This is a genomic window from Acinetobacter sp. WCHA29 (assembly GCF_002165335.1).
Taxonomy (GTDB): Bacteria; Pseudomonadota; Gammaproteobacteria; order Pseudomonadales; family Moraxellaceae; genus Acinetobacter.
In genome coordinates this window covers 33,801-60,619 of record NZ_NHRQ01000007.1, presented here as the reverse complement: position 1 = coordinate 60,619, position 26,819 = coordinate 33,801, and the positions used below count along the sequence as shown (strand labels likewise).

The 26,819-nt window shown below is 35.9% G+C and carries 22 protein-coding genes; 2 read left to right on the top strand and 20 right to left on the bottom strand.

Features of this window, described 5'->3' with window-relative positions; translation table 11 throughout:
- Positions 1–23 precede the first annotated feature (23 nt).
- On the bottom strand, positions 24–905 hold the full coding sequence (gene prpB, locus CDG59_RS07090; protein WP_004956800.1) for a methylisocitrate lyase: 882 nt from the start codon (positions 903–905) through the stop codon (positions 24–26).
- Entirely contained in the window at positions 898–1,608 is a 711-nt protein-coding gene (locus tag CDG59_RS07085; RefSeq protein ID WP_004956801.1) for a GntR family transcriptional regulator, read from the bottom strand. Before CDG59_RS07085 ends, prpB begins: the two co-directional genes overlap by 8 nt.
- A gap of 710 nt (positions 1,609–2,318) precedes the next feature.
- On the opposite strand from CDG59_RS07085, the gene CDG59_RS07080 reads away from it, so the two are divergent.
- Positions 2,319–3,524, top strand: coding sequence for an aromatic amino acid transaminase (locus CDG59_RS07080; RefSeq protein WP_087544471.1), 1,206 nt, complete (start codon positions 2,319–2,321; stop codon positions 3,522–3,524).
- Between the two features lie 255 nt (positions 3,525–3,779).
- Entirely contained in the window at positions 3,780–5,150 is a 1,371-nt protein-coding gene (locus tag CDG59_RS07075; protein ID WP_087544564.1) for a phosphomannomutase, read from the top strand.
- A gap of 64 nt (positions 5,151–5,214) precedes the next feature.
- On the opposite strand, the gene pgi is transcribed toward CDG59_RS07075, so the two are convergent.
- The 18 genes from pgi to tviB form a co-directional block, all read right to left on the bottom strand.
- Complete coding sequence (gene pgi, locus CDG59_RS07070) at positions 5,215–6,885, bottom strand: glucose-6-phosphate isomerase (RefSeq protein WP_087544470.1); 1,671 nt, start codon at positions 6,883–6,885, stop codon at positions 5,215–5,217.
- 2 nt (positions 6,886–6,887) lie between these two features.
- Positions 6,888–8,147 carry a nucleotide sugar dehydrogenase gene (locus tag CDG59_RS07065; protein WP_087544468.1) on the bottom strand — a complete coding sequence of 420 codons (1,260 nt, stop codon included), beginning with the start codon at positions 8,145–8,147 and terminating at the stop codon, positions 6,888–6,890.
- Positions 8,148–8,164: 17 nt separating this feature from the next.
- Complete coding sequence (gene galU / locus CDG59_RS07060; protein ID WP_087544467.1) at positions 8,165–9,040, bottom strand: UTP--glucose-1-phosphate uridylyltransferase GalU; 876 nt, start codon at positions 9,038–9,040, stop codon at positions 8,165–8,167.
- An 11-nt stretch (positions 9,041–9,051) separates the two neighbouring features.
- Positions 9,052–10,926 (bottom strand): polysaccharide biosynthesis protein, encoded by a 1,875-nt coding sequence (locus CDG59_RS07055; protein WP_087544465.1) that lies wholly within the window; start codon positions 10,924–10,926, stop codon positions 9,052–9,054.
- Between the two features lie 149 nt (positions 10,927–11,075).
- The gene (locus CDG59_RS07050) at positions 11,076–12,251 is read right to left on the bottom strand and encodes a DegT/DnrJ/EryC1/StrS family aminotransferase (protein ID WP_087544464.1); all 1,176 of its coding nucleotides are present in this window, start codon (positions 12,249–12,251) and stop codon (positions 11,076–11,078) included.
- A gap of 30 nt (positions 12,252–12,281) precedes the next feature.
- Positions 12,282–12,932 carry a NeuD/PglB/VioB family sugar acetyltransferase gene (locus CDG59_RS07045; protein ID WP_087544463.1) on the bottom strand — a complete coding sequence of 217 codons (651 nt, stop codon included), beginning with the start codon at positions 12,930–12,932 and terminating at the stop codon, positions 12,282–12,284.
- A gap of 4 nt (positions 12,933–12,936) precedes the next feature.
- A complete protein-coding gene (locus tag CDG59_RS07040; protein ID WP_087544462.1) occupies positions 12,937–13,539 on the bottom strand; it encodes a sugar transferase in 603 nt (200 codons plus the stop codon).
- Positions 13,532–14,749 (bottom strand): glycosyltransferase family 4 protein, encoded by a 1,218-nt coding sequence (locus CDG59_RS07035; RefSeq protein ID WP_087544461.1) that lies wholly within the window; start codon positions 14,747–14,749, stop codon positions 13,532–13,534. The genes CDG59_RS07040 and CDG59_RS07035 overlap by 8 nt, the downstream gene beginning before the upstream one ends.
- Before the next feature lie 3 nt (positions 14,750–14,752).
- Positions 14,753–15,883: a non-hydrolyzing UDP-N-acetylglucosamine 2-epimerase gene (gene wecB, locus CDG59_RS07030; protein ID WP_087544459.1), complete on the bottom strand. Its 1,131-nt coding sequence runs from the start codon at positions 15,881–15,883 to the stop codon at positions 14,753–14,755.
- Positions 15,884–15,896: 13 nt separating this feature from the next.
- Entirely contained in the window at positions 15,897–17,009 is a 1,113-nt protein-coding gene (gene wbjC, locus CDG59_RS07025; protein ID WP_087544458.1) for a UDP-2-acetamido-2,6-beta-L-arabino-hexul-4-ose reductase, read from the bottom strand.
- 1 nt (position 17,010) lies between these two features.
- The gene (locus CDG59_RS07020) at positions 17,011–18,045 is read right to left on the bottom strand and encodes a polysaccharide biosynthesis protein (protein ID WP_087544457.1); all 1,035 of its coding nucleotides are present in this window, start codon (positions 18,043–18,045) and stop codon (positions 17,011–17,013) included.
- Positions 18,046–18,047: 2 nt separating this feature from the next.
- Complete coding sequence (locus CDG59_RS07015; protein ID WP_087544456.1) at positions 18,048–19,184, bottom strand: glycosyltransferase; 1,137 nt, start codon at positions 19,182–19,184, stop codon at positions 18,048–18,050.
- Positions 19,185–20,351 carry a glycosyltransferase gene (locus tag CDG59_RS07010; RefSeq protein ID WP_087544455.1) on the bottom strand — a complete coding sequence of 389 codons (1,167 nt, stop codon included), beginning with the start codon at positions 20,349–20,351 and terminating at the stop codon, positions 19,185–19,187.
- On the bottom strand, positions 20,352–21,581 hold the full coding sequence (locus CDG59_RS07005; RefSeq protein WP_087544454.1) for a hypothetical protein: 1,230 nt from the start codon (positions 21,579–21,581) through the stop codon (positions 20,352–20,354).
- Entirely contained in the window at positions 21,578–22,969 is a 1,392-nt protein-coding gene (locus CDG59_RS07000; RefSeq protein ID WP_087544453.1) for a hypothetical protein, read from the bottom strand. The genes CDG59_RS07005 and CDG59_RS07000 overlap by 4 nt, the downstream gene beginning before the upstream one ends.
- 7 nt (positions 22,970–22,976) lie before the next feature.
- Positions 22,977–24,431, bottom strand: coding sequence for an oligosaccharide flippase family protein (locus CDG59_RS06995; RefSeq protein WP_087544452.1), 1,455 nt, complete (start codon positions 24,429–24,431; stop codon positions 22,977–22,979).
- Positions 24,432–24,436: 5 nt separating this feature from the next.
- A complete protein-coding gene (locus CDG59_RS06990) occupies positions 24,437–25,471 on the bottom strand; it encodes an NAD-dependent epimerase/dehydratase family protein (protein ID WP_087544451.1) in 1,035 nt (344 codons plus the stop codon).
- A gap of 18 nt (positions 25,472–25,489) precedes the next feature.
- Positions 25,490–26,764: a Vi polysaccharide biosynthesis UDP-N-acetylglucosamine C-6 dehydrogenase TviB gene (gene tviB, locus CDG59_RS06985; RefSeq protein WP_087544449.1), complete on the bottom strand. Its 1,275-nt coding sequence runs from the start codon at positions 26,762–26,764 to the stop codon at positions 25,490–25,492.
- Positions 26,765–26,819 lie beyond the last annotated feature (55 nt).

Here is a 26,819-nt window from a genome sequence, read left to right as displayed (position 1 = left end):
GGGGTTAGGGGAGATTTTTTGACTTATTTATTCTTTGCGAAAGTTCCATCTAGGTATTGTTCAAATGCATGGTAGTTAATGCGTTCATACAATTCTTGACGGGTTTGCATGGTGTCAACAACGTTCTTCTGTGTGCCTTCTTGACGCAAAGTCACATACACATTTTCCGCTGCTTTGTTCATCGCACGGAATGCAGAAAGTGGATACAACGCAATGCTTACATCCGCAGAAGCCAATTCTTCAGTCGTGAATAATGGTGTAGAACCAAATTCAGTAATGTTTGCTAATACTGGAACTTTAGTCAGGTCAGCAAATTGCTTGTACATCGCCAATTCAGTGATCGCTTCAGGGAACAACATATCCGCACCTGCTTCGATATACGCACCTGCACGGTCAATTGCTGCTTGTAAGCCTTCAACTGCAAGTGCATCAGTACGCGCCATAATCACAAAGCTTTCATCGGTACGAGCATCAACCGCAGCTTTAATACGATCAACCATTTCTTGTTGGGTCACGATTGCTTTGTTCGGACGGTGACCACAACGCTTTGCACCCACTTGGTCTTCGATGTGCATTGCTGCTGCACCGAACTTAATCATTGATTTAGTGGTACGTGCAATGTTGAATGCTGAAGCACCAAAACCTGTATCCACATCAACCAATAATGGTAAATCACAGACATCAGTAATACGGCGTACATCAGTCAATACATCGTCAAGATTACTAATCCCTAAATCAGGTAAACCTAACGAACCTGCGGCAACACCACCACCTGACAAATAAATTGCTTTATAGCCTGCACGTTTTGCTAACAATGCATGATTGGCGTTAATCGCACCAACCACTTGTAATGGTTTTTCATTTGCGACCGCGTCGCGGAATAGCTGACCAGCAGATTTAGCCATGTTGATGTTCTCCTTGGGTTTGCAGCAATGTTTGCTCAACAATTTTGTAAGATGCATTGATGTGACGGTGCATCAGCATTTCGGCAAGTTCACCGTCACCTTCTGCGATCGCATCTAAAATGCGGATATGTTCGTCCCAAGCTTTGCTCGGTCGATTTGGGGTATTTGAAAACTGAATTCGGTACATACGGATGAGGTGATACAGCTCATCACATAACATTTTTTCTAAGGTTTTATTGCCACTGCTTTTGATAATGCAGTAATGGAAATCGTCTTGACCTTCTTGTAGGTAATAACCCTTACCTGCCTTAAAATTTTCATCTTCAGCATGCATTCGCAACACATCACGCAATGCCAAAATTTGTTTTTTATCAATGTGCTGTGCAGCCAGCTTACAAGCTAAGCCTTCAAGTGAAGCACGAATTTGGTAAAGTTCTTTAAATTGTTGTAGAGAAAGAGAAACAACTCGCGCACCAACATGTGCCGTACGCTCAACCAATCGCTGCCCTTCGAGACGATGAATCGCCTCGCGCAATGGACCACGACTAATCCCGTAAATACGCGCTAACTCAGGCTCAGAAATTTTACTGCCCGCAGGAATTTGTCCTAATACGATTGCTGATTGAATTTGCTTAAATACATGTTCCGTCAGGGTAATACTCTGACTTGTGCTGATGGCTTGAGGAACAAGGGTATCTTGCATATTGTCGACAATCTCTACAGTTTTGATGATTTTATAACGAGATATAATAAAAAATGCAATAGGATTGTCGACAATAAAATAGACTTGTGCAGTCAGTCAGACATTCTATCCATTCTGATTAGAATCATTCAAAACCGTCATAAAAATCATAATAATTATAAATAAAACAAATACTTATGATTTTTACACAATTAGTCTATGCTCAATTTTGTATATCTTTGGACTCATTAATATTGCTTATGCTACGACTATGGTATGACAGCTTGATTGTAGACAATCTTTATAATCGAGCACTTTGCTACAAATTTTTGTAAGTAAATAATAGGGTCTGTTGATATTTCAGCCATGCATTGCGTTATCGGCTAAAACAACATAAACAAGGCATGAAACGCAGGCAATGGCCTTCCCTTGTCAAGTTTCATAACGCAGTTTAGGGAGGTTTTAGCCATAACCCTGCGGGACAGGAACATTTTTTGCCGTTACTATGTTATGTTTCGCTCATTTAGAATAACTAAATTTCGCTAAACATGCCTTGTACCGTCTAAAAAATGCCCTCTGTCGCAAGCATCTGTGAAATGTCAACAGACCCTACACTAGAAATGTAAATAACAGCGTGCTTCATCATCGCTTTATTGGTACATTATTGGGCATCTGGAGCAGCGCTCCACAAGACACATCCATGCACCTTGTTGAATAAAAGGACATTGTTAATGTTTCAACATATCCCACCTTATGCAGGCGACCCAATTCTCTCTTTAATGGAACAGTTCAACGCTGATCCACGCGCTGAAAAGGTTAATTTAAGTATTGGTTTGTACTACAACGAAGACAGTATCGTTCCACAGCTCGAAACTATTATCGAAGCTCAAAAACGTATTGCACCTAAAAATACTCAAACCAAACTTTATCTACCAATGGAAGGTTTTAAACCTTACCGTGATGCGATTCAAGCGTTATTGTTTGGTGCAAATAGCCCTGCAATTCAACAAGGTCGTGTTGCTACCATCCAAACGCTTGGTGGTTCAGGTGCATTAAAAGTTGGTGCAGATTTCTTAAAAACTTATTTCCCAAATTCAGAAGTGTGGGTGAGCCAACCAACGTGGGATAACCATGTTGCGATTTTCAACGGTGCTGGCATCAAGAGCAACTACTATCCATATTTCGATGCTGAAACACGTGGCGTTGATTTTGATGGCATGTTGTCAACATTAAAAACTTTGCCAGAGCAAAGCATCGTATTGTTACACCCTTGCTGCCACAACCCGACAGGTGCGGATCTAAATCCAGCACAGTGGGATCAAGTGATTGCGGTATTAAAAGAGCGTAACTTGATTCCATTCCTTGATATCGCTTATCAAGGCTTTGGCGATAGCATGGAACAAGATGCTTATGCGATTCGTGCTTTAGACCAAGCTGGTTTAAACTTCATCGTTAGCAACTCGTTCTCTAAAATCTTCTCACTTTATGGTGAGCGTGTTGGTGGCTTAACTTTCGTATGTGACGATGCTGAAGCAGCCAAATGCACATTCGGTCAGTTAAAAGCAACGGTACGTCGTATCTACTCAAGCCCACCAACAACGGGTGCATGGTTGGTTGATCAAGTATTAAATGACGCTGATCTAAATCAACAATGGCAAGGCGAAGTTAAAGAGATGCGCGAACGTATTATCAAAATGCGTAGCATCTTGAAAGATGAATTGACCAAAGCACTTCCTGACCGTGACTTTAGCTACCTTGTGAATCAAAAAGGGATGTTCAGCTACACAGGTTTGACAGGCGAGCAAGTCGACACCTTACGTGAAGAATATGCAATTTATCTGGTACGTAGTGGTCGTATCTGCGTTGCAGGTTTAAATATGAATAATATTTATAAAGTTGCAAAAGCCATGGCTGAAGTTCTAGCTAAATCATCTTAAAATCTCCTTGCGGAGCTATAATCACTCCTCATCTCCCTTTTAAAAGGGAGACTTTATGGATCAAAAATGGTTGTTTCACGTGAAACAACCATTTTTATTTTTACAAAACCAGCTTCATTAAAACTAAAATTTATCCGACAACTAGAGCCAAGAATCAATGTACTAAATGATTAAATCTGTATCATTCAATGTTCAATCCAGCTCAGTCTTTGTATACTGCAACACATGAATAAACAACAAACAGCACCTTTAAATATGACTCAACTGACCTGCTTTAAAGCCTACGATATTCGCGGAAAACTAGGCATTGAACTCAATGAAGACATCGCCTATAAAATTGGTCGTGCCTACGGACAAATCTATCAACCTAAAAAAGTGGTGATTGGTTGTGATATCCGTTTGAGTAGCGAAGGTTTAAAACAAGCAACCATTCGAGGTCTCAATGATGCGGGTGTCAATGTTCTAGATTTAGGCATGACCGGCACTGAAGAAGTCTATTTCGGCGCTTTTCATCTTGATGTTCAAGGTGGGATAGAGGTAACCGCAAGCCACAATCCAATGGACTATAACGGCATGAAATTGGTTCGTGAAAATGCACGTCCAATCAGTGCTGATACAGGCTTAAAAGACATCCAAGCACTCGCTGAATCAGGTACTTTTACCGAAGTTGAGCAAAAAGGTACAACTGAAAACTATAATATTTTGCCAGAGTTTGTTGATCACCTATTAACCTACATCGATCCTCAGAAAATTAAACCACTCAAACTGGTGGTAAATGCAGGTAATGGTGCAGCAGGCCATGTCATTGATGCAATTGAGCAGAAATTCCAACAACTGAATATTCCTGTTGAATTTATTAAAATTCATCATGAAGCCGATGGAACTTTCCCTAATGGAATTCCGAATCCGATCTTAATTGAAAACCGTGACAGTACCCGTGATGCTGTGCTTGCGCACCATGCAGATATGGGTATCGCATGGGATGGTGACTTTGACCGTTGCTTCCTATTCGATGAGAAAGGTCAATTCATCGAAGGCTACTACATCGTTGGTTTATTGGCACAAGCATTCTTAATCAAACAATCTGGCGAAAAAATTGTGCATGATCCACGCCTAGTTTGGAATACCTTTGATATCGTAGAGCAATACCAAGGTATCGCAGTTCAATCAAAATCTGGACATGCTTTTATTAAAGATGTGATGCGTGAACATAATGCTGTTTACGGTGGGGAAATGAGTGCACATCATTATTTCCGTGACTTTGCTTATTGTGATAGCGGTATGATTCCTTGGTTACTCACCATTGCTCTACTCTCAGAAACAGAACAATCACTCTCGACACTCGTTGAAAATATGATTGCCAAATTCCCTTGTAGCGGCGAAATCAATTTTAAAGTAGCAGATACACAAGCAACGGTACAAAAGATTTTTGATCATTATGCAGACCAAAATCCATTAGTAGACCGTACCGATGGTGTGAGTCTTGATTTTGGTGCGTGGCGTTTGAATGTCCGCGCATCGAATACAGAACCATTACTGCGCTTAAATATTGAAAGCCGTGCTGATAAAAATCCGCAACCTATGCAAAATTATGTGGATGAGTTAACTGGATTGATTCAATCCTAAGCTATAAAAACAGCCGAGCTATATTTACGCTTTAGTTGTAAATATAGCTCGGCTCAACGTTTTACTATTCTTTTTGATTCAACAATATTCTTAATAAACCTTGTGTTGATGCATCAAATTTAGAGAGATCATCCTGTTCACGGTTCAAAATCGGTAACAGCTGATTGGCAATTTCTTTGCCTTTTTCAACCCCCCATTGATCAAAAGGGTTAATATTCCACAACACCGACTGCACAAAAACCTTATGTTCATACATCGCAATCAGCATCCCTAAGCTATAAGGATTCAGCTCTTTGAGTAAAATAGTGGAGCTAGGTTGATTGCCTTCATATTGTTTATAGGTTGGTAAATCTTCTAGCTCATCTGCTGCCAAGGCTTGATTCCCAAAGGCCAACAGGCGCGACTGTGCCAAACAGTTGGATAAAGCCAAATGATGCTGCTCAGCCAAGGCCTCTGCACTTTCAGCATAGGTAAACTGATTGGCATTATAGCGTTTCACAGGGGCAATAAAGTCACAACTGACGGAGTGCGTGCCTTGATGCAGCAATTGATAAAAGGCATGCTGTGCATTGGGTCCAACTTCACCCCACACAATTGGGCAAGTGGCTGAACTGACCTTTTCTCCATTGCGTTGAATCGATTTCCCATTAGATTCCATTTCAAGCTGCTGCAAATAAGCTGCAAAATATTTGAGACGGCCATCATACGGTAAAACTGCATGGGTCTGGATATCCAGAAAATTGTTATTCCACACGCCTAATAGCCCCATCAAAACAGGAATATTCTGCTGAAATGGTGCGGATTGAAAATGCTGGTCTATCGCATAAGCACCTGCTAACAGTTGCTTAAATCCGTCAACACCAATGGTCAGGGCAATTGGTAAACCAATACATGACCACAAGGAATAACGCCCCCCAACCCAATCCCAGAGCAACAGCTGTTTATCAGCAGCAATGCCCCACTCTGTCATCTTGTCAGGCTTAGTCGAAACCCCGATAAAATGATTTTGCAGAATCTTCTCATTTTGCCCCAATGCCTTTTCTAACCATTGACGCACGGTTTGTGCATTGGAAAGTGTATCAATAGTGCCAAATGATTTTGACGAGATAATAAATAAGGTTGTTTCAGGGCGGAGTTGATGCAGTAACTCAGATAACTGACTACCATCCATAGTCGAAACAAAATGTACATTCAAAGGTTTTGTAGTTGCGACCTTAAAGTCAGACAGCGCATGGGTCATCATGAGTGGGCCGAGATCAGATCCCCCAACCCCAATATTCACCACATCTTGAATCACCTCACCCGTCGCACCGCGATACTGCCCAGCATGGATTTTATCCACTAAAGCATACATTCGCTCCAACTGTTGCTGTACCAGTTGATTGACTTCGGAAAAGTCTGGACTCGATTGTGGTAAACGTAAAGCCCAATGCATTGCTGCACGATGTTCTGTATAGTTAATCTGCTCAGATGAAAACAGTGTTTTGATCCACCGTTTTAAATCTTGTGCCTGCGCTAAATCCACTAAGCTATTTAAAATCGTTTGATCAATACGATGCTTACTAAAGTCCAAAACAATTTGGTCATACTCAACCGAAAAACGTTTAAAGCGTGCAGAATCTGCTGCAAATAATGTATTTAGATGAACCTCTTTAAATTGCTGTTGTAAAGATATCAGGTGCTCCACGACGGAAGCCTGCTCTTTTACAGCAAAAGGCTGAATCTGCTCGATCATCTTTAACGTCCCACACCCATATATGCAAAACCTTGTGCTTTGACATAGTCAGGATCATAAATATTGCGACCATCCAAAATTAAAGGATGCCTCATCAACTGTTCAAGCTGCTTAAATTCTGGACTCCAGTATTGTTTCCAAGCCGTAAGTACACAAAGACCATGCACATTTTTTACCGCATCATACTGATTTTCACAAAGAATCAGATCGTCACGTTGACCATACATTAGCTTTATTTCATCTAAAGCTTGAGGATCATGAAGATGAACCGTTACCCCTTGCGCCCAGAGCGCTGCAAACATTTGGTGAATAGGTGATTGCTGAATACTTGAGGTATTTTCTTTAAAAGAAGCACCCCAAATTGCAACAGATTTGCCCTGTAAATCCCCATGATAATAGTTCCAAAACTTACGGAACAAGATTTCTTTTTGTTGCTCATTAATTTGCCACACTTGTGCAAGCAATTGGCTTTTCACGCCTGTATTTGCAACTGTATTAGAGAGTGTCAGAATATCATGAGAAAAATTTTCACCGCCAAAACCAGCACCAGGGGCTAAGTAAGCTGAACCAATACGGTTATCCGCTGCCATACCCTGACGTACTGATGCAATATCAATCCCAAGTTTCTCAGCAACCACAGCCAAATCATTGATATAACTGATCCGTGTTGCCAACATGCCTGAGATACTAAGTTTGGTAAACTCAGCATCTAGAATCGGCATAAATAGATATTGCTGTGCCAAAGGGAAAAAAGGACGAAGTAATTCTTTGACTTTGGTCTGAACATTAGCTTGAGTACAGCCCACGATCAACTGCTTAGCTTGGGTCAGACTCTGTAACGCATTTCCCTCTTGGATAGTATCTGGTAAATAGACCCAATCATCTTCAGAAAGGATTTGTTGAAAATGCTCAGTCCCATGTAAGCCAAAGGTGGATGCATTGATCATCAGTTTAGGATGAATAATCGGACGCTGTTTGAGTGATGCTAACAGTTGAAAAACTTGTTGTTCTTGAGTTTGATTAAAACTAAATAAGTAGGCATCAATGTCTAAAGGAATACCATCCAGATCACGATAAATCAAAAATCCACTACTGAGTTGTTTTTCAAGTAAGCGACTGACATTTTCATCATGAAAAGAATATTGCTGACCACGTTCATTTGGGTTGAGGTAGGAACACCAATATACAAAATGCCCAGATTCAGACAATAATGCAGACATCACGCCTGCATATAATGTATTGCCAAAGATTGCAACTTTCATAACTACACGCCCTAAAACTATAGGGCTAATTCTTGGATTAAGCCCTTAAACTCTGCGCCCAATTTTGGATGCTCGATACCATAGTGTAATACAGCTTTTAAATATCCAAGCTTACTACCACAATCAAAGGTTTGTCCCTTCATACGGTAGGCTTCCACAGTTTCTGATCGCTGCAAGCTTGCAATTGCATCAGTGAGTTGTATTTCATTACCCGCCCCCTTAGGCGTATCTTGCAATAATTGCATGATTTTAGCTGGCAAAATATAACGCCCAACTACGGATAAATTTGAAGGTGCTGTACCAACTGCTGGTTTTTCTACAATACCTTTCATGATGATGCTTTCACCTTCATTCGGTGATTGTTCAACATCTACTATGCCATATTGATCCACTAAATGATCAGACACTGCTTCAACCATAATTTGTGCTGCTTGCGACTGTTCAAAACGCTGAATCATGAGTGACAAATCATTATCACAGCTTTGATTCTTGACCAGTACATCAGGCAATAACACCGCAAAGGCTTCATCGCCCACGATATCTTTCGCACACAATACCGCATGACCTAGTCCTAGGGGTTGTGGTTGGCGTACACTAACCACACTGACATGCTTCGGTAAAATATCGGTAATTTCTTTCAGTAGATCAAATTTCTTTTTTTGCTCTAAGGTTGTTTCTAACTCGAAATTACGATCAAAATAGTTTTCTATTGAAGCTTTTGAGGAATGAGTGACCAAAATAATTTGTTCTATACCCGCCTCAACTGCCTCACGTACCACATACTCAATTGCGGGACGATCGACTACCGTCACCATTTCCTTTGGAATGGATTTACTTGCTGGTAAAAAACGGGTGCCTAAACCTGCGACGGGTAAAATTGCTTTTTTGATCATACAATACTCTCTTAATTAACTCGTACTTCGCCGCTACGTTTATAACCATCAACATAATATTCTAACTGACTTAAAGCCCAATCTACATCATGTTCCACTGCAGTCATTTGATTGATTCGACTGAATACCGATTGAATCTCTTGTAACGGATAATGCTTTTCAAAAGAACGTAAAATACGAGTATGCTCGGTATAACCTGTGTTATCTTGATCAATGAGTAGTTCCTCGTAAAGTTTTTCTCCCGGACGTAAACCACTATAAGCGATTTCAATATCACCATCCGTTGTATTTGCTTCTCGAACTTTTAAACCACTTAAAGCGATCATTTGTCGTGCTAAATCCTGAATTCGAACAGGTTCGCCCATATCGAGTAAGAACACATCACCACCTGAACCTAATGCCCCAGCCTGAATGACTAACTGAGAAGCTTCAGGAATCGTCATAAAATAACGTGTTACATCAGGATGAGTCACCGTAATTGGGCCACCTTTTGCAATCTGCTGTCTAAATAAAGGTACAACCGAACCAGAAGAACCTAATACATTTCCGAAACGCACAATGCTAATCTGAGTATTTGGTTTCGTCTCAGCCACGGCTTGACAATACAATTCCGCCATCCGTTTCGATGCACCCATGACATTCGTCGGTCTAACTGCTTTATCCGTTGAAATCAATACAAAGGTTTCCACGCCTTTTTTTACAGCGGCATTTAAACTATTTGCGGTTCCAATTGCATTATTTTTTAATCCAGCAATTGGATTACACTCAACCAATGGAACATGTTTATAAGCGGCGGCATGATAGACTGTCTGCACATGATATTGTTCGATGATACGTTCTAATTTTTGTTGATCTTGTACAGTCCCTAAAATGGGAACAATGTCGCAACTCGCAGTTTGCCTTAACTCTTTATCAATATCATATAATGCAAACTCAGTTAATTCATATAAAACCAGCATTTTAGGTTGATTTTTTATGATTTGTCGACAAAGCTCTGAACCAATCGATCCGCCAGCACCTGTCACCATAACAATTTTATTTTGAATATTTTTAGCCAATAAATGGGCAATAGGTGGAACAGGATCTCGTCCTAAAAGGTCAATAATATCAACCTCACGGATATCTGAAACTCGAATATCACCATCAACAAGTTTAGTGAGCCCTGGCAGTTCTGTGACTTTCACAAACGCTGGTTCTAATTGTTGAATAATTTCACTTTTTCGTACACGCCCCACAGAAGGTAAAGCAAGTAAGATTTCATCTATCTTATATTTTTTAAAATTCCGCAGTGCTTTCGCAGTAGAATAAACTTTTAAGCCACCTACAATTTGATCTTGTAATGAAACTTTATCATCAATAAAGAAAACGGGTGTATGGTCATCTGAGCGATGTAAAGCTGCTGCGATTTGCTGACCAGCATCACCTGCACCATAGATTACTACCCTTTTACAACCACCATGAGTGTGTAAGGTTGCTTTCACAATAAAACGAATAAATGCTCGACTACACCATATCCATGCAAACATCATAAAGCCGAACATAAATGGAATCGACATCGGGATATATGCATGACTAAATGCATTAAATCCATACAGTATTATCATCATACTGCATACAGCAAATGCCAGTTTGATGATAAAGACTTCATCAAATGTTCGAACAATAAAATGATAAACGCCTGTCAACAATAAGCTAATAATTGAAAGAAATGTGATTAAAATTACACCGTGGTTAAGTCCAGGTACAACTTCTGCTCCTAAATCAAATAGGCGAATGACATAACACAACCATAAAATCACAGGAAATGCGAATAAGTCTAAAAATACCAATAGAGCCTGTTTTGCTAGCCTTGGTGCTGATGCAAGCTGATAAATAATCTTTTTCACAATAATCTTCTAATTATCCCACTAAGCATGCGCACGTTATACGCAATTCTTCCACAAGCTGAAATGACGATCTTGGGTTAATAATACAACGATAATGCAAAAAGCTAATTTATGATTAACTGCTTTAAACTTTATCGCCTATTCTCTCATCACTGATCTAAAACTTTCTTCAGTTTTTCAATCACATCAACAGTTTTATTAATATTATCTTCGCTCAGTGTTGGATGTACTAAAAACATAAGACTAGTTTCACCAAGCTGCTGAGCATTTTTCAAACGTTCTTTCGGTCGCCAATTCGTATTATCAAAAGCATGCTCTAAATACACTTCAGAACATGAACCACTATAACATGGTACGCCTTCTGCATTGATAAATTGCATGATCCGATCACGAGACCAACCACTTGGTAACGCATTTATATTAACTTGCACATAACATTTATATTGTGCATGTAAATAATCATCTGTTGGTCGATTTACAGTAAAATAATTAGAATGATCAAATGCTTTTAAGATTTTATCTGCATTTTCTATCCTATTTTTCGTCCAATCTGGCATATAAGTGAGTTGAATGCGACCAATAACAGCTTGCATTTCCATCATACGCCAGTTTGTTCCAAAAGAATCGTGTAACCAACGAAATCCTGGTGGATGTTGTTTATTGTAGACACTATCGTAGCTTTTGCCATGATCTTTATAAGACCACATTTTTTTCCACAGGCTCTCATCATTAGTGGTAACCATTCCACCTTCGCCACCCGTAGTCATAATTTTATCTTGGCAAAATGACCACGCAGCAATGTGACCGATAGAACCCGCAGGCTTACCTTTATATTTGGCACCATGCGCTTGAGCACAATCTTCTATGACATATAAACCCTTTTCAGCTGCTAACTGCATAATTGGATCCATATCACACATCCAGCCAGCCAAATGAACACAAATGATTGCTTTCGTATTTGGTGTTAATACAGCCTCTATTGTTCTTCTTGAAATATTTTGTGAATCTAACTCAACATCAGCAAAAATTGGATTCGCTCCAGCTGTAACAATCGAACTTGCTGAAGCTAAGAAAGTACGTGAAGTTACAATCACATCATCACCAGCACCAATTTGTAATGCTTTCAATGCAACATCAAGTGCAACAGTCCCATTTGCTAGAGCAACGGCATATTTTGTACCAGAAAACGATGCAAATTCCTTTTCAAATTCACGGCATTCTTGCCCTGTCCAATAATTTACTTTATTCGAAAGCAATATATTTTTAACTGCTTCTGCTTCTTTGTCTGTAAAGCTTGGCCATGGTTCAAATGCTGTGTTTAACATACTCTCATCCCTTTATATTGCTGATAAAATCTATTTTTTCTCTAAAATTCGTGCAGGATTTCCAACCACTGTGACACCAGCAGGAACACTTTTTGTAACAACAGCTCCCATACCTATCACCGCACCTTTTCCAATTACTAAAGGCTTGTCCGGTGTACCTTGCTTAATTATTGCACCAGTACCGATATAAGCATGGTCTTCAATATGAATGTTGCCATTGCATTTAACACCTGGTGCAAAAGTCACATAGTCGCCAATCACACAGTCATGAGCAACATAGCTATAAATATTGGCATGGAAAAATTTTCCAATTTTAATATTTGAAGTCAGACAGGTAAATGGACAAAGTAAACCACCTTCACCAATTTCAACCTCATCCAACACAACCGTATTTGATGCTTGAATCGATAAGTGTTGGATATTATCTTGGTTCAACTGAGTAACTAATTTTTCACGGACACTGCTATTCGCAATTGCGATTGTAACAAGCTTATTTGATACTGGCTGTTTAATAAAGTCTGAATAGTTTAATACATTATAACCATTCAAAAAGCTGCCTGCTTGTCCATCATCAATAAATACAAACTGATGTTTATTTAATGTTGGAAATTTTTCACGAACTAATGGCATAACCTCTTTACCAAAACCACTCGCACCATATACACCGATTAGCATTGTCATTAACTTACTCCTTCTCACCTGAACCTGTGAATTTGCTCATTGTTGCTTCACCAGCTTCATTAATATCATCCTTAGCAATCACCTTTTTGACGGTTTTAAGCATAATTTTGAAGTCTAACCAAACTGATTGATTTTCTACATACCAAGTATCAAGTTTGAATTTCTCATCCCAGCCAATAGCATTACGACCATTGACTTGTGCATGACCAGTCATACCAGGACGAACGTTATGTCGTTTCGCTTGTTCAGTATTATAAAGTGGTAAATATTCCATGAGTAATGGACGAGGCCCTACAATACTCATATCACCTTTGATGACATTCCATAACTCAGGCATTTCATCCAGACTTGTTGAACGTAACATTTTTCCAAAAGGGGTTAAACGTTCGTGATCAGGTAATGGATTCCCTTGTATATCCACTGCATCTTTCATCGTCCTAAATTTAATCATTTCAAAAGGTATTCCATTTAACCCTGGACGTACCTGACGGAAAAGAACTGGGGAGCCTAGATTTTTTTTCACTTTATAAGCTACAAAAATATATAAAGGAGATAGAATTACCAATGCAATTGATGCAATCACAATATCAAGTAAACGTTTAAGCATCTTTCACCCTTTTGAAAATTTCAATAAATTGTTGTGTACCATAACTTAAAGATAATTTTTCATCATAAAACTGCTTAGCATTCAAACCTAATTGATGTTGTCCATCAGTAGGTAAATGATATATTTCCAGAATAGCAGTTTTAATATTATCAACATCCTCAGATCTTGCTATACGACCACATTGAGCTTCTTGTACAAGATCTGCTGCATCTCCAGATACAGCCATTAATAGTGGCTTGCCTATTGCCATATAGGCTTGTGTTTTAGATGGTACTGTAATTTCAAAAAGTGGATCCCGCTTAAGATGAACCAATAGCACATCTGCATAATCCAAGACACCACCAACTTCAGACATTGGCAATCGAGGAATGAAAACTATATTTTCAATACTTTCATGAATTACCCTTTGTTTAAGTCGATCGGTTTCAGTTCCCGCACCCACAAAAACAAATTGTATTGTTGATTCTAATTTTAATTCTTTTGCAACATCCAAAATCGTATCTAATGATTGGGCTTTACCCATATTGCCAGCGAATATAATATTGAAACGATCCTTCAATAAATTCTGATAATCAACTTTGATTGGTTCTGCTTGTGTTAAACTGTTTTCATCACACCAATTGTAAATTACACTGACTTTATCTTCTGATACGCCTCTTTCAATTAATAACTTTTTAAATCCAGGGCATAAAACCACAATATGGTCAACATAAGAGTAAACTAACTGGCATACGTGACCTACAATATTCAATATTTTCTGATTGTTGAGCATTCCCGTTGCTTTAAGCGTATCAGGCCACATATCCTGAATATCATATACAATAGGGATTCTTCTAAATAATTTAATGAAAATTGCAGCTAAACCAACTGTTAACGGCGGATGATAAGCATAAATAACATCCGCTTTTTTAGTTGCAAAAATACCGAAAAGCAATGCCATAAAAGCAAAACTAATATAATTTAAAATCCTTTTTAACGCAGAGCTACCATGATCAGGAAATAATGCAACTCGTAAAACCGAAATTCCATCAATTTGTTCACGTTGGTACAATTTCAATTTATAACCATCATAAATTTTTCCTCCAGGATAGTTTGGAAACCCTGTTAGAACTTGTACTTGATGACCTTGTCGTTGTAGCTCCCTAGCAAATGCTAAACCTTTAAAAGTAGGCTCAGGATCAAACCATTGCGTTAAAAGAAGAATTTTCATTACTTAATATTTTTTCCATACCACACGATTAACATAATCGGTATAGCTCATGATGATACGAACGACCTTATCACTTACATTTGGCATACTGTAGTCAGCAACTAAACGTAATAAACGCTCATCTCCACGTGCTTGAGATTCTAAAATTTCCAAACCTTGTAAAATTCGTTCAGCTTTTAATCCAACCATCATCACAGCGGCTTCTTCCATGCCTTCTGGACGCTCATGTGCTTGACGTAAATTCAATGCAGGGAAATTCAAAATCGAAGATTCTTCATTGATTGTACCACTATCAGATAATGCTGCTTTAGCGGAAAGCTGAAGTTTATTATAGTCACTGAAACCAAGCGGCTTTAATAATTGAACCAATGGATGAAACTCAATATTAAGTTGTTCAATACGCTTACGTGTTCTTGGATGTGTAGAAACGATTACAGGGAATTGATACTTTTCAGCGACTGCATTTAACATTTCCACAAGATCTAAGAAATTCTGATCAGAGTTAATATTTTCTTCGCGATGCGCACTGACAATAAAATACTGCTGTTCTTTCAAACTCAATCTTTCAAGAACATCTGATGCTTCAATCTTCGCCTTATAATGGTTCAGCACTTCAAACATCGGACTACCTGTTTTGATGACTAAATCAGCAGGCAAGCCCTCAGCCAATAAGTAATCTCGAGCAATCGTACTATAAGTCAAGTTGATATCAGCCGTATGATCTACGATTCGACGATTGATTTCTTCTGGAACACGCATATCAAAACAGCGATTACCTGCTTCCATATGAAATGTTGGAATTTTACGACGCTTGGCAGGCAGTACAGCCATACAACTATTAGTATCACCAAGAACCAGCAATGCTTCTGGTTGTACTTCGTCCAAAATCTTATCAACGGTAATAATCACATTACCAATTGTTTCTGCACCTGTTCCACCTGCAGCATTTAAAAAATGATCAGGTTTACGAATTCCTAAATCTGTAAAAAAGATTTCATTCAATTCATAATCATAATTTTGCCCTGTATGTACCAAAACATGATCAAAATATTGATCACATGCTGCCATAACTCGAGACAAACGAATAATTTCAGGACGCGTACCTACGACGGTCATTAGCTTTAATTTTTTCACAACAATTCAACTCTTAATCTGTTATCGGCATTGCATAAGTATCAGGCTTACTACGATCAAAAATCTCATTTGCCCATAGCATCACGACCATTTCATCATCACCAATATTGGTAATGTCATGTGTCCATCCTGGTACTGTCTCAACAATTCTTGGCTCATCCCCATGCGTTTCGAGTTGATAAAATTCACCTGAAACTACATGCTTAAATTTAAATAAGGCTTTACCTTTAATTACAAGGAATTTTTCAGTCTTGGTATGATGATAATGTCCACCGCGAGTAATGCCCGGATGTGCAGTAAAATATGAGAACTGACCAGCATCAGGTGTCTTTAACATTTCAACAAAAACACCACGCGCATCACCATATTTAGGCACGCTATAATCAAACTGCGTAGGTCTTAAAAAGCTTAAGTAAGTTGAATATAAAGCTCGCGTTAATCCTGTTCCGACTCGATCAGTAATTAACGTATCTCTCGATGCTTTAAAACCATTTAAAGTTTTAGCTAAATCACCGACAGTAATTTGATATTCAGGCTGGATTTGGAAAGTCTGTTCAACGCTCACTGAGCCATTGATCATGTTCCAAAAGGTCTCAACGACATCATCAACATAGACTAATCGAATAAGGGCGTTTGCATCATTGATTTGAAGTGGCAAATCATTTGCCACATTATGGCAAAAGGTTGCAACAGCAGAATTATAATTTGGACGAGACCACTTACCAAAGACGTTGGCTAAACGACAAATGTAAACTGGATTTCCTCGTTCTGCATGTAATTTCTCAAGAGCTTGCTCACCACCAAGCTTACTTTTCCCATAAGCGTTATCCCGATCAGCTTGAATAGATGACGATAAGATAATCGGTGTTAATTTGTGTTCTGCTCTGAGTGTTTGGGCAATTGTCTCTGTGAGCGTAACGTTACCATCAATAAATTCACTTTCATTTAATGGGCGATTAACACCTGCTAAATGAACAATCCAATCAGCAGCTAAAATAGAGTCTTTTAGTTCTTGCTCAGATGATTCCCGATGAATTTTTAAAACTTCAACTTCGGTTCTTTCAGATAAAAACTGAATCAAATTTTTAGCAATAAAACCATTTGAACCTGTTACCAAAACCTTCATATTAAGCCTCTGGATCTACATATTGTCCTTGTGTAAGTGCACGAATAAACTCTAACTTGAGTAGCAGTTTCTTCATGCCTTCTACATCTAATCGCTCGGTATTATGCGAATTATAATCTTCGAGTTCAGTAATTTTTAAATCACCATTCTCAACATATTTTTCATAATTAAGATCACGTTGATCAGCTGGTACACGGAAATACTCACCTTGATCAATTGCCACAGCCATTTCCTCACGGCTCAACAATGCTTCAAATGCTTTCTCACCATGACGAGTTCCCATAATAGAAATCGGATACTCTTCAACATTTAATAGTTCTCGTAAAGCCTTTGCTAAAACCTCAATCGTTGCAGCAGGCGCTTTTTGAACAAAAATATCACCATTTTCACCATGCTCGAACGCGTATAGTACTAAATCGACCGCATCTTCCAACGTCATCATAAAACGAGTCATATTCGGATCAGTAATTGTTAATGGCTTATTTTGTCGAATTTGATCAACAAATAAAGGAATAACTGAACCACGTGATGCCATTACGTTACCATATCGAGTACAGCTAATAACTGTATCCAAACCCTCTAGGTTACGGGACTTCGCAACAATAACTTTTTCCATCATTGCTTTGGAAATGCCCATTGCATTGATTGGATAAACTGCTTTATCAGTACTCAAGCACACAATTCTTTTAACATGATTTTGAATCGCTGCTTCAAGTACATTTTCTGTACCAATTACGTTTGTTTTAACAGCTTCCATTGGATGGAATTCACAAGAAGGGACTTGTTTTAACGCAGCAGCATGATAAATATAGTCCACACCACGAGTAGCATTTAAGATACTGTTGTAATCTCGTACATCACCAATATAAAATTTTAACTTCGATGATTGATACTTTTTACGCATATCATCTTGTTTTTTCTCATCCCGGCTAAAGATTCGAATTTCTTTTATATCAGTTTCTAAAAAGCGCTTTAAAACTGCATTCCCGAATGATCCAGTACCACCTGTGATTAGTAAGGTTTTCCCTTTAAACATTGTTAAACTCTCTTCAAGTAAATTAAAAATTCATCAAAAATTGATTGTGCAATTTCATCCCAAGATATAGGGAATTGATCAAAAATTTCATTGCCTCTTTGAACTAAATCAGCACACAAATCTGGATTATCGATCAATTTAAATACACATTTGATCCAATCATCGACATCATTTGGATTTGCATATAAAGCTGCATCTTTACATAAATCATGAGCATAAGGCACATCAGCAACTATTTGGGGTTTTGAATAAGCAAAGGCTTCAAGATGTGAAGAACTTAAACACTCTAGAAAGCTTGGCATTAAGCAAATATCGCAAAACTCATACAAATAATTTATTTTATTATTATCTACCCACCCCAGACAATTGATAAAACCATTTTCAACCAAGTATTCAACATTAGCATAAAGGCTATTTGCTTCCTCCACAGATATTGAAATATTAAGTATAGGTTTCTTGGAATTAAATTTTTCAGGGTTATTAGTATACATTTCACTCAAAATTTCAAAGAGCTTAATCAAAATGATATGATTTTTATGTGGAGACAATGTAGAAATATACAGAAAATTTAACTCATTATTAGTTCTAACTAAATTTCCATTTAAAATAAATTTACTCTTATCCACAGCCTTCGAATAAACAGAAACTTGCTTTTTATTATATTGTTTAATATAAGACGCCATAAGTTCTGTTTGTGTAAAAACAAGATCCGAAAAAAACAAACCTATTCTAAAGAACTTTCGCAATAGTAATACTTTAAATTTACTACTAGGATGGAACTTAGAAAATTCTAATGGATATACTTGAAATGCATTATTAACACTTAAAACTTGTAATTTACCTGTAGAAAAATACGGACCTACATTTAAAGACCAAACAACATCTGGATTGTGTAATTTAATGATTTTTCTTAACAAGAATAAATTATATGCTAATCGAGTAACTTCTTGTGAGACATAAATTTTAGTATGAATAATTTGAACGTTATTCTCTAACCCTAGTTTATTTAATTTTGAATCTTTATCACATAAAATAATCAGTTGAATATCTTTATTAATATGACAGAAAGACTGTAATAAATGGTAGAAATTTTCAACTGCACCACCAGAACCATGGAAGTAATAAAAAAGGATTTTCATTTACTGCCCCAACAGCTGTTTAAACTGATTTTCAAAATTTGAAAAATGAAAATGCTTTTCAGCAGTTTGATAAGCATTTTTTTTCATTTCATCCAATTTATCAAATGAAAGTGAATCTAATGTATTAAAAATTTCAAGAATACTTTCAATATTTAAATCTTTCACAACAAAACCATTAAAACCATTCTTTAAATACAAATCTAAATCTGAAGTATAGTTTGTAATAACTGGACAACCAGCACCTAGACTTTCGACAAATTTTGTAGGAAAGCCTGCCATAGCATATTTTTTAGTTGGTCTTAAAAAAATCGAAAAATCATATAAACTCAATTTTTCTGGGACTTCTTCTTGATTTATTCTATCGTTAAAGATTAGAAATCTATTTGAATTATCAAAAATATCTAAAGGTATAAGATTTTTTAGAACTGCTCTTTCAACACCAAAAAAATGTAAGTAAATCTTTTTTAAGTGATCGCCCTGATTAAAATTTACAATTGCTTGTAATATTTGATCTAACTTATCCTTTGAACCAGGATTTCCAGCATAAACCAAATTAATTTTCTCATCAAAATTGTGATTTCGGTTGGAGATTGGAAAATTCCATTTATCTGTTGTTAAATCTATTAAAGGAGGAATTACAATTGAATCTTTATAAAGATTTTTTAAAAATAGACTTATAACAATACCTCTAGTTATAAACACTTTATAAACCAACCGCATTCTTATTTGAAAGTCTAAGTTTACAGGACCAAACAGCCCACCTACTAAATGGTTATAATCATACCATTCCGTACAATCGAAATAGAGATTTACATTCTTTAATTTACAATACAACCATAATTGCATTAAAAACCATGTTCCACCATGATAAGTTATAATTGAATCACCTGCTTTCACATTTTTTTTTATATAAGTAATCGTTTTATTACCCAAAACTATAAAATCAAAAAGTCTTTTAAAAATTCCACGCTTTCCCGAAGAAAACTCATTTTGAGGAAAACCAGTAAAACCATCATATATAACTTTATTTTCTGAACTTTCTTCCCAACCTAAAAAAACAACCTCATGTCCTAATTTTTCTAAAACTTTAGCATTGCCAATAACTCTAGCTGCCGCTGCATCTTTATTTGGAAAACGGAATGCACCTGTGTAAAAAAATCTAGACATTTATGAAACCTCATTAAAAACAGATAACATTTGCTGAAACTGTAGTTCGCTACTATGACTTCTTCTAGCAACATTAACTGCATTATGAGAAAAGAAATCATATTGTTCAAAAATCAATCTTATCTTATCCTCTAGATCATTATTAACCACCACTCCAGTACGATTTAGATCAATATATTTAGTAGAAGAAACATCTAAGGGGGAATAAGCTAAAATTGGTAAACCTAACCCCATATATTGAGGAATTTTTGTTGAGATTGATAATCTTGTAAATTTCTTGAATTTATCATCAAAAGACTCTAAATGTAGCCCTACATCATATTTTAAAAGTTCACTCTCAACTTCTAATGGACTAATATAATCATGAATAATAAGCTTTAGCCCTTGAATATTAAATTCTAGAATTTTTCCTCGATAATTAGGAGCAACATATAAATGTATTTCAATTTCATAAGGTAAATTTGCATTCTCCAACTGTTTTAGAAACTCTACAAGAGCTTCTAATCGACCTAAATGTAATCCACCCATAAAAACTATTTTTTTAACATCTGAACTTAATAACTTTTTACCCTCTAGGATTTTCTCCACAGGATTCATCATACAGCTAAATTTAATTTTAAATCTTTCTTCATATTCAGACTTCATTTCTGGGCCAATACAAAATCCATGTTTAGAATTACTGATCAATTTAACAATATTTTTATTAATATTTCTGAATAATAAATAATTTATAAATGAAAAAGAATGTACATTGGGAATACTAAGCCAATCATCCAAAAAATGCGGCACAATCGGAATATTTAACTCTCGCCCTAATGAGCTACATAAATTAATTATACGATTACTCCCTAGATTACTATAAATTAAGGTAGGATTAAAATTTCGTATTTCTTCTATCGTATGTTCCGATATAGAATATGTGAATAGATCGAATGCTCCCGATATTTTCTTTTTATACTCACTAATTTCAACTTCATTTGAAGATGACTTATCTATTTTTAGTTTTTTACTCACTTTATTAAATGATAAATTCTGTTTTTTAAATAAATCCTTATTTGATAGCTTTAAATATTTTGTATCTATTTCTTCACTGATAGCGATATTTGCACTATATATATACAAAATATTATCTTCACCGTAATCTTTGAATAATTTCGTTAGTGTTATTCCTGTCGCAGTGATATCATTGAATGGCTCACCATTAATAATCAGTATTTTTGGTGTATTCACTTTTGAGACCTCACAATTCCTTTAAAAAACTTATAAGAAAAGTACCATAATGCAAATGAATATATAGTCCACTTTAGTTGAGTATGCATTAATAAAGATAACTGCTGACTATAAATCCAATAAATCACAAAAAAAATAAATATACTAAAAGAAATAAAACCTACTCTCTTATTATTTTTTACAACATATATATATAAACACTGGGAAAAAAGGATCAATATAAAAACCACAAAATAAGTATTTTCCTTACCAAAATCAGCATACAAGTCATAAAAAACGTTTCTAGTGCCAAATGCCAATTCCTGACCAGAAGCAGCCCAGTCTCTTTCTGGATTTGTATCTTTATATGTTACTCGCTCAACACCAAATACATTATATAGTGATAGAGGACCAAATATATCCAACACACCGTTAAAAGAAACTATTCCAACAGCCTTATTATCTCTAAGAGTAGGAGTGCCATATGCTTGGGTAGTCATAATAGTCCCCCCCATATAGTATATAAAATAACCATAAATACTTAAGATTTTATTAGTCTCAAACATTTTTGTATTTTCAGAATTTTGTTGCTCTAATCGAACCGCTGTAGTTAATGATGCCATTAATCCAAAACTAAAAACTATTAGAAAAATAGAAACAAAGAATTTTTTAGCTATTATTTTGAAATCAGTTTTATTAGATTGTAAAATCAATCCCACAGCTAATCCAATAATATAATATAATATTACAAACCCGAAAAATTGCCGCCCACCTGTAGACAACATCCATAATATACAGGGCACAGCGATAGATAATATGTTTATGATTCTTTTACGACCTACTTCATCAAAAAATTTTAATCCTTTGTAAAATGCCAAAGGGAAAATTAGGAAAATCAGATACCATGTAATAGCCGTTACTCTGGGAATCTGAGTTAACCAGTTTTGGCGTAACTGATCATCATATGCGATTGGCATACCTACTCCAACCCAATTAATTAGCCCTCCCAAGAAAACAACTATTGTTATAATCATACAAAACTGGTCACTACCCGTATTTTTAATATTATTAAAAAAATCAGTACCTTCTTTTTTTCTAACAAACACACTAAATACAAAAAATAAAAAATTAGAAAAAATAACAATATTAAACAACCAACTTAGCATATCCATGTTTTTAACAGGAACATAATCATAAGCATCTAAAAAACAATAAGATATTAATGCCAAACCCCAAGTAAGACCAAACCAAAATCCAGGATTTAGCAATAAAAATAAACCATTAATTCTCTTCAAAGAAAATATAAATAATACTATTTGAAGGATAATCAAATAGATATATCTCTCATCAAAAAAGAAGTTATTTAAAGTCAAAATAATCGATGAGTATATACAAAAAAACTTAGACATTAAAACCTCACCAAATTAATCTCAAATAAGTTTTCCGATACAAAGGATATATCATCAATGCATAAAAAAATAGCCCCAAAAAAACCGAAAAAACCGAAACCACAACATAATTAAAATCAAAATTAAAGGACAATAAAAATTTAATTAAAATTGAAGAAATTACACTGGACACCAATATAGGAGTATAAATTCCAACAGTTTTTATTAGGCTAATATTTAACAATTTATGTGAGTGAATCAAGGTTAGAACTGGTATAATAAATGCATATATTATTATTTCAGAAGCAATTATATTTTCAAAACTTCTAAAAAAAACAAACACAAAAGAATATATAATTAATGACAAAAGTGTAATTAAAACATTAATATTTAATTGATGTTTATAATTCCCAGTAGAAATATAGAGCCATATCACACTTGTCGATAAAGGAAGCATCACCCCAACAATACTCATCCACTCTAGCAAAACAACAGATGAACTCCAATTTTTCCCATAAAAAAACATAACAGCTTCACTTGATAGTGGAAAAAGAAATGCACTTAAAGGACATGCTATTAAAGCCACTTTAAATAAAGCCATATGATATTTTTTTTCAAACTCTTCTTTATTTTTATTAATATTAATAGCTGCAAGGCTAGATATCATTATGTCTGTCAAAACCATACAGATATAAGTCGTTGGTAAACTTTTCAAGCCACTTGCTTTTAAATAGTATGCAAGTTTTTCTGGAGAATAAAAATAACTAATTAAAAGTGTTCCTCCATATAATTGAAAGAAAGTTATATAGTTATTCAGCGAACTACTCAACCCCTTGAAATACAATTTCAGTACATCCATGTTTATGGATGGTTTCATCAATTTAAATTCTTTATTTTTTATTAAAAGAATGAGCCTTAAAAACTGAAAAAAAACCAATTGAGATATAATAGCCCAATAACCAGCACCATTTAAAGCTAGAGCTATTGACAATAAGCTCGATAGAACAAAAGCAGCTGTATCTATAATATTGTTTTTCTTTTGCAACATTTTTCTTTTAAGTACGCTTGCAAATTGTGTACTTAAACTATTAAAAAAAGGACTTAATGCACCAATTATAATGATCAGCTTTAACTCAGGATAACCATAAAGTTTTGAAATATATCCACTTAGTAGTACGCATATAAGGTATATAGCACTACCAACAGCAGCACCAATCCAAAAAAAGTTACTCACAATTTTTTCTGTGATGGTCTCTTCTTGAACAGTAATCCAACTAACACCTAAATCTAATAGCACTAGAAATGATATAAATGTGACCATGATATTTGCTAAACCTGTTTCATGCGGTGAAACAGTTCTAGCAACTATCATCATTGTTAAAAAAGTAAATGCATGCTTCAATATCAACAAAGCATATGCCCACTTTACGGATTGCTTTGTTCTGCTATTCAATAAGTCAGCATCAGGTCTTTCTATGGTCATTATTATTAGGAAACCTTATTATTGAATGTAACATACCAAGGCATTGCTTCTTTAATCCCTTGAAGCACATTGTATTGCCCCTCGTAACTCAAGTTTTTATTTATTTTACTTACATCAGCCTGTGAGTGTCTTACATCACCAGCTCTAAAATCTTTGTATAATGCATCTTTATTATAAACAACATTATTTTCATTTAGTTCTTCACGAATAGCTTTAAATAAATCATTTAGTGTTGTTCTATCACCAACAGCGACATTATAGACTTGATTTTTAGCTTCTACATTTTCAGTTGTAGCTGCGAGAATATTGGCCTGTATTGCATTTTTTATATAACAAAAATCTCGACTAGTTTCACCATCACCATTAATAGTAACATCTTGATTTTGGATCATCGCCGAGGTCCATTTCGGAATCACTGCAGCATAAGCACCATTCGGATTTTGTCGTTTACCGAAGACATTAAAATAACGTAAGCCTATAGTTTGAAAACCATATGTCTTTGCAAACACATCTGCATAAAGCTCATTCACATACTTGGTAACAGCATACGGCGATAAAGGCTTACCAATATTTTCCTCTACTTTAGGTAGCGCAGGATGATCTCCATAAGTCGAGCTACTTGCTGCGTATGTAAAACTTTTTACATTGGCATCTCGAGCCGCAACCAACATATTCAAGAAACCTGTAATATTGGCACTATTTGTCATAATAGGATCTGCAATTGATCGTGGTACAGACCCTAAAGCGGCTTGATGTAATACATAGTCAACAGTAGCACATACTTTTTGACAATCTTCTAATAAACGAATATCACCTTCAAAAAAGGTAAAATTCTTCCATTGCTGTTCTGAGACTAAGCTTTGGACTTCATCTAAATTATGTTGAAACCCAGTCGCAAAATTATCTAAACCAATTACTTTTTGATTTAATAACAATAATGTTTCTAAAAGGTTGGATCCAATAAAACCAGCAACACCCGTAATCAACCATGTTTTAGGATTATTTTTTAATTCTTCACATACTTGAACAAATTGAGTCATAACGTTACCCCAATAAAATTATAAACGAATATCAGATTCTTGCTGTGTGAGTACATATTTCAGATCATATAAGACATGCTCAGCTTTACCGAACTTTCGTATTTCTTCAGCCCCCATTTGTTTAAATTGCTCATGGGCAACAGCTAAAATTATGGCATCATACTCTGCTGATTTAGGGTTATTTATAGGCTGAATATTGTACTCATGTTCTGCTTCTGCTGAATCAACCCAAGGATCATAAACATCAACCTCTATGTGGTATTCTTCAAGCTCTTTCACAATATCAATAATTTTAGTATTTCTAATATCAGGGCAATTTTCTTTAAAACTTAACCCCAATAATAAAACTTTTGCTCCTTCAACTTGGATCTTCTTCTTAATCATTTTCTTAACAAGTTGAGTAACAACATAAGCCCCCATACTGTCATTTAATCGACGTCCAGCCAGAATAATTTCTGGATGATAGCCAATAGACTGGGCTTTATGCGTTAAATAATATGGATCAACACCGATACAGTGACCACCAACTAGACCTGGGCGAAACGGTAAAAAATTCCATTTTGTGCCTGCTGCCTTTAACACATCTTCAGTATCGATTCCCATTCGGTTGAAAATCAAAGCCAGTTCATTAATTAAAGCAATATTTACGTCTCGTTGAGTATTCTCAATTACCTTAGCAGCTTCAGCCACTTTAATCGTTGAAGCTTTATGCGTTCCAGCCTCAATAATTAAATTATAAATTTCATCAATAAACTCAGCTACCTCTGGGGTAGAACCTGAGGTAATTTTTAAAATATTGGTTACCCTATGAAGCTTATCACCAGGGTTAATCCGCTCTGGGCTGTAACCTGCAAAAAAATCTGTATTAAATTCTAAACCTGATACCTTTTCTAGAACAGGAATACAGACTTCTTCTGTAGCACCGGGGTAAACCGTCGATTCATAAACGACGATATCACCTTTTTTCAGAATTTGACCAATGCTTGTCGATGCTTTAATTAACGGCGTTAAATCCGGTTGCTTGTAATCATCAATAGGGGTTGGAACAGTGACAATGAAAAAGTTACATTCTTTTAATTTTTCTAAATCGCAAGTAAATGATAATTGAGCGGCTTGTTGTAATTCAATTGGAGAGACTTCAAGAGTATGGTCTTGCCCATTTTTTAGTTCTTCAATTCGTTTGCTCGAAATATCGAAGCCAACAACGGATACCTTTTTTCCAAACTCTACGGCTAACGGTAAACCTACATAACCCAAACCAATAATTGCTATTTTTAATTCGGCAAGTTTCATAAAATTAGCCTTAATCCCTAAAATATATTTAAAAACTTAAATGAAAGACATAAAA

Coding starts and splice junctions, on each gene's coding strand:
- prpB (WP_004956800.1), bottom strand. CDS start 905: ATGGCTAAATCTGCTGGTCAGCTATTCCGCGACGCGGTCGCAAATGAA.
- CDG59_RS07085 (WP_004956801.1), bottom strand. CDS start 1,608: ATGCAAGATACCCTTGTTCCTCAAGCCATCAGCACAAGTCAGAGTATT.
- CDG59_RS07080 (WP_087544471.1), top strand. CDS start 2,319: ATGTTTCAACATATCCCACCTTATGCAGGCGACCCAATTCTCTCTTTA.
- CDG59_RS07075 (WP_087544564.1), top strand. CDS start 3,780: ATGACTCAACTGACCTGCTTTAAAGCCTACGATATTCGCGGAAAACTA.
- pgi (WP_087544470.1), bottom strand. CDS start 6,885: ATGATCGAGCAGATTCAGCCTTTTGCTGTAAAAGAGCAGGCTTCCGTC.
- CDG59_RS07065 (WP_087544468.1), bottom strand. CDS start 8,147: ATGAAAGTTGCAATCTTTGGCAATACATTATATGCAGGCGTGATGTCT.
- galU (WP_087544467.1), bottom strand. CDS start 9,040: ATGATCAAAAAAGCAATTTTACCCGTCGCAGGTTTAGGCACCCGTTTT.
- CDG59_RS07050 (WP_087544464.1), bottom strand. CDS start 12,251: ATGTTAAACACAGCATTTGAACCATGGCCAAGCTTTACAGACAAAGAA.
- CDG59_RS07045 (WP_087544463.1), bottom strand. CDS start 12,932: ATGACAATGCTAATCGGTGTATATGGTGCGAGTGGTTTTGGTAAAGAG.
- CDG59_RS07040 (WP_087544462.1), bottom strand. CDS start 13,539: ATGCTTAAACGTTTACTTGATATTGTGATTGCATCAATTGCATTGGTA.
- CDG59_RS07035 (WP_087544461.1), bottom strand. CDS start 14,749: ATGAAAATTCTTCTTTTAACGCAATGGTTTGATCCTGAGCCTACTTTT.
- wbjC (WP_087544458.1), bottom strand. CDS start 17,009: ATGAAGGTTTTGGTAACAGGTTCAAATGGTTTTATTGCTAAAAATTTG.
- CDG59_RS07020 (WP_087544457.1), bottom strand. CDS start 18,045: ATGTTTAAAGGGAAAACCTTACTAATCACAGGTGGTACTGGATCATTC.
- CDG59_RS07015 (WP_087544456.1), bottom strand. CDS start 19,184: ATGAAAATCCTTTTTTATTACTTCCATGGTTCTGGTGGTGCAGTTGAA.
- CDG59_RS07010 (WP_087544455.1), bottom strand. CDS start 20,351: ATGTCTAGATTTTTTTACACAGGTGCATTCCGTTTTCCAAATAAAGAT.
- CDG59_RS07000 (WP_087544453.1), bottom strand. CDS start 22,969: ATGTCTAAGTTTTTTTGTATATACTCATCGATTATTTTGACTTTAAAT.
- CDG59_RS06995 (WP_087544452.1), bottom strand. CDS start 24,431: ATGACCATAGAAAGACCTGATGCTGACTTATTGAATAGCAGAACAAAG.
- CDG59_RS06990 (WP_087544451.1), bottom strand. CDS start 25,471: ATGACTCAATTTGTTCAAGTATGTGAAGAATTAAAAAATAATCCTAAA.
- tviB (WP_087544449.1), bottom strand. CDS start 26,764: ATGAAACTTGCCGAATTAAAAATAGCAATTATTGGTTTGGGTTATGTA.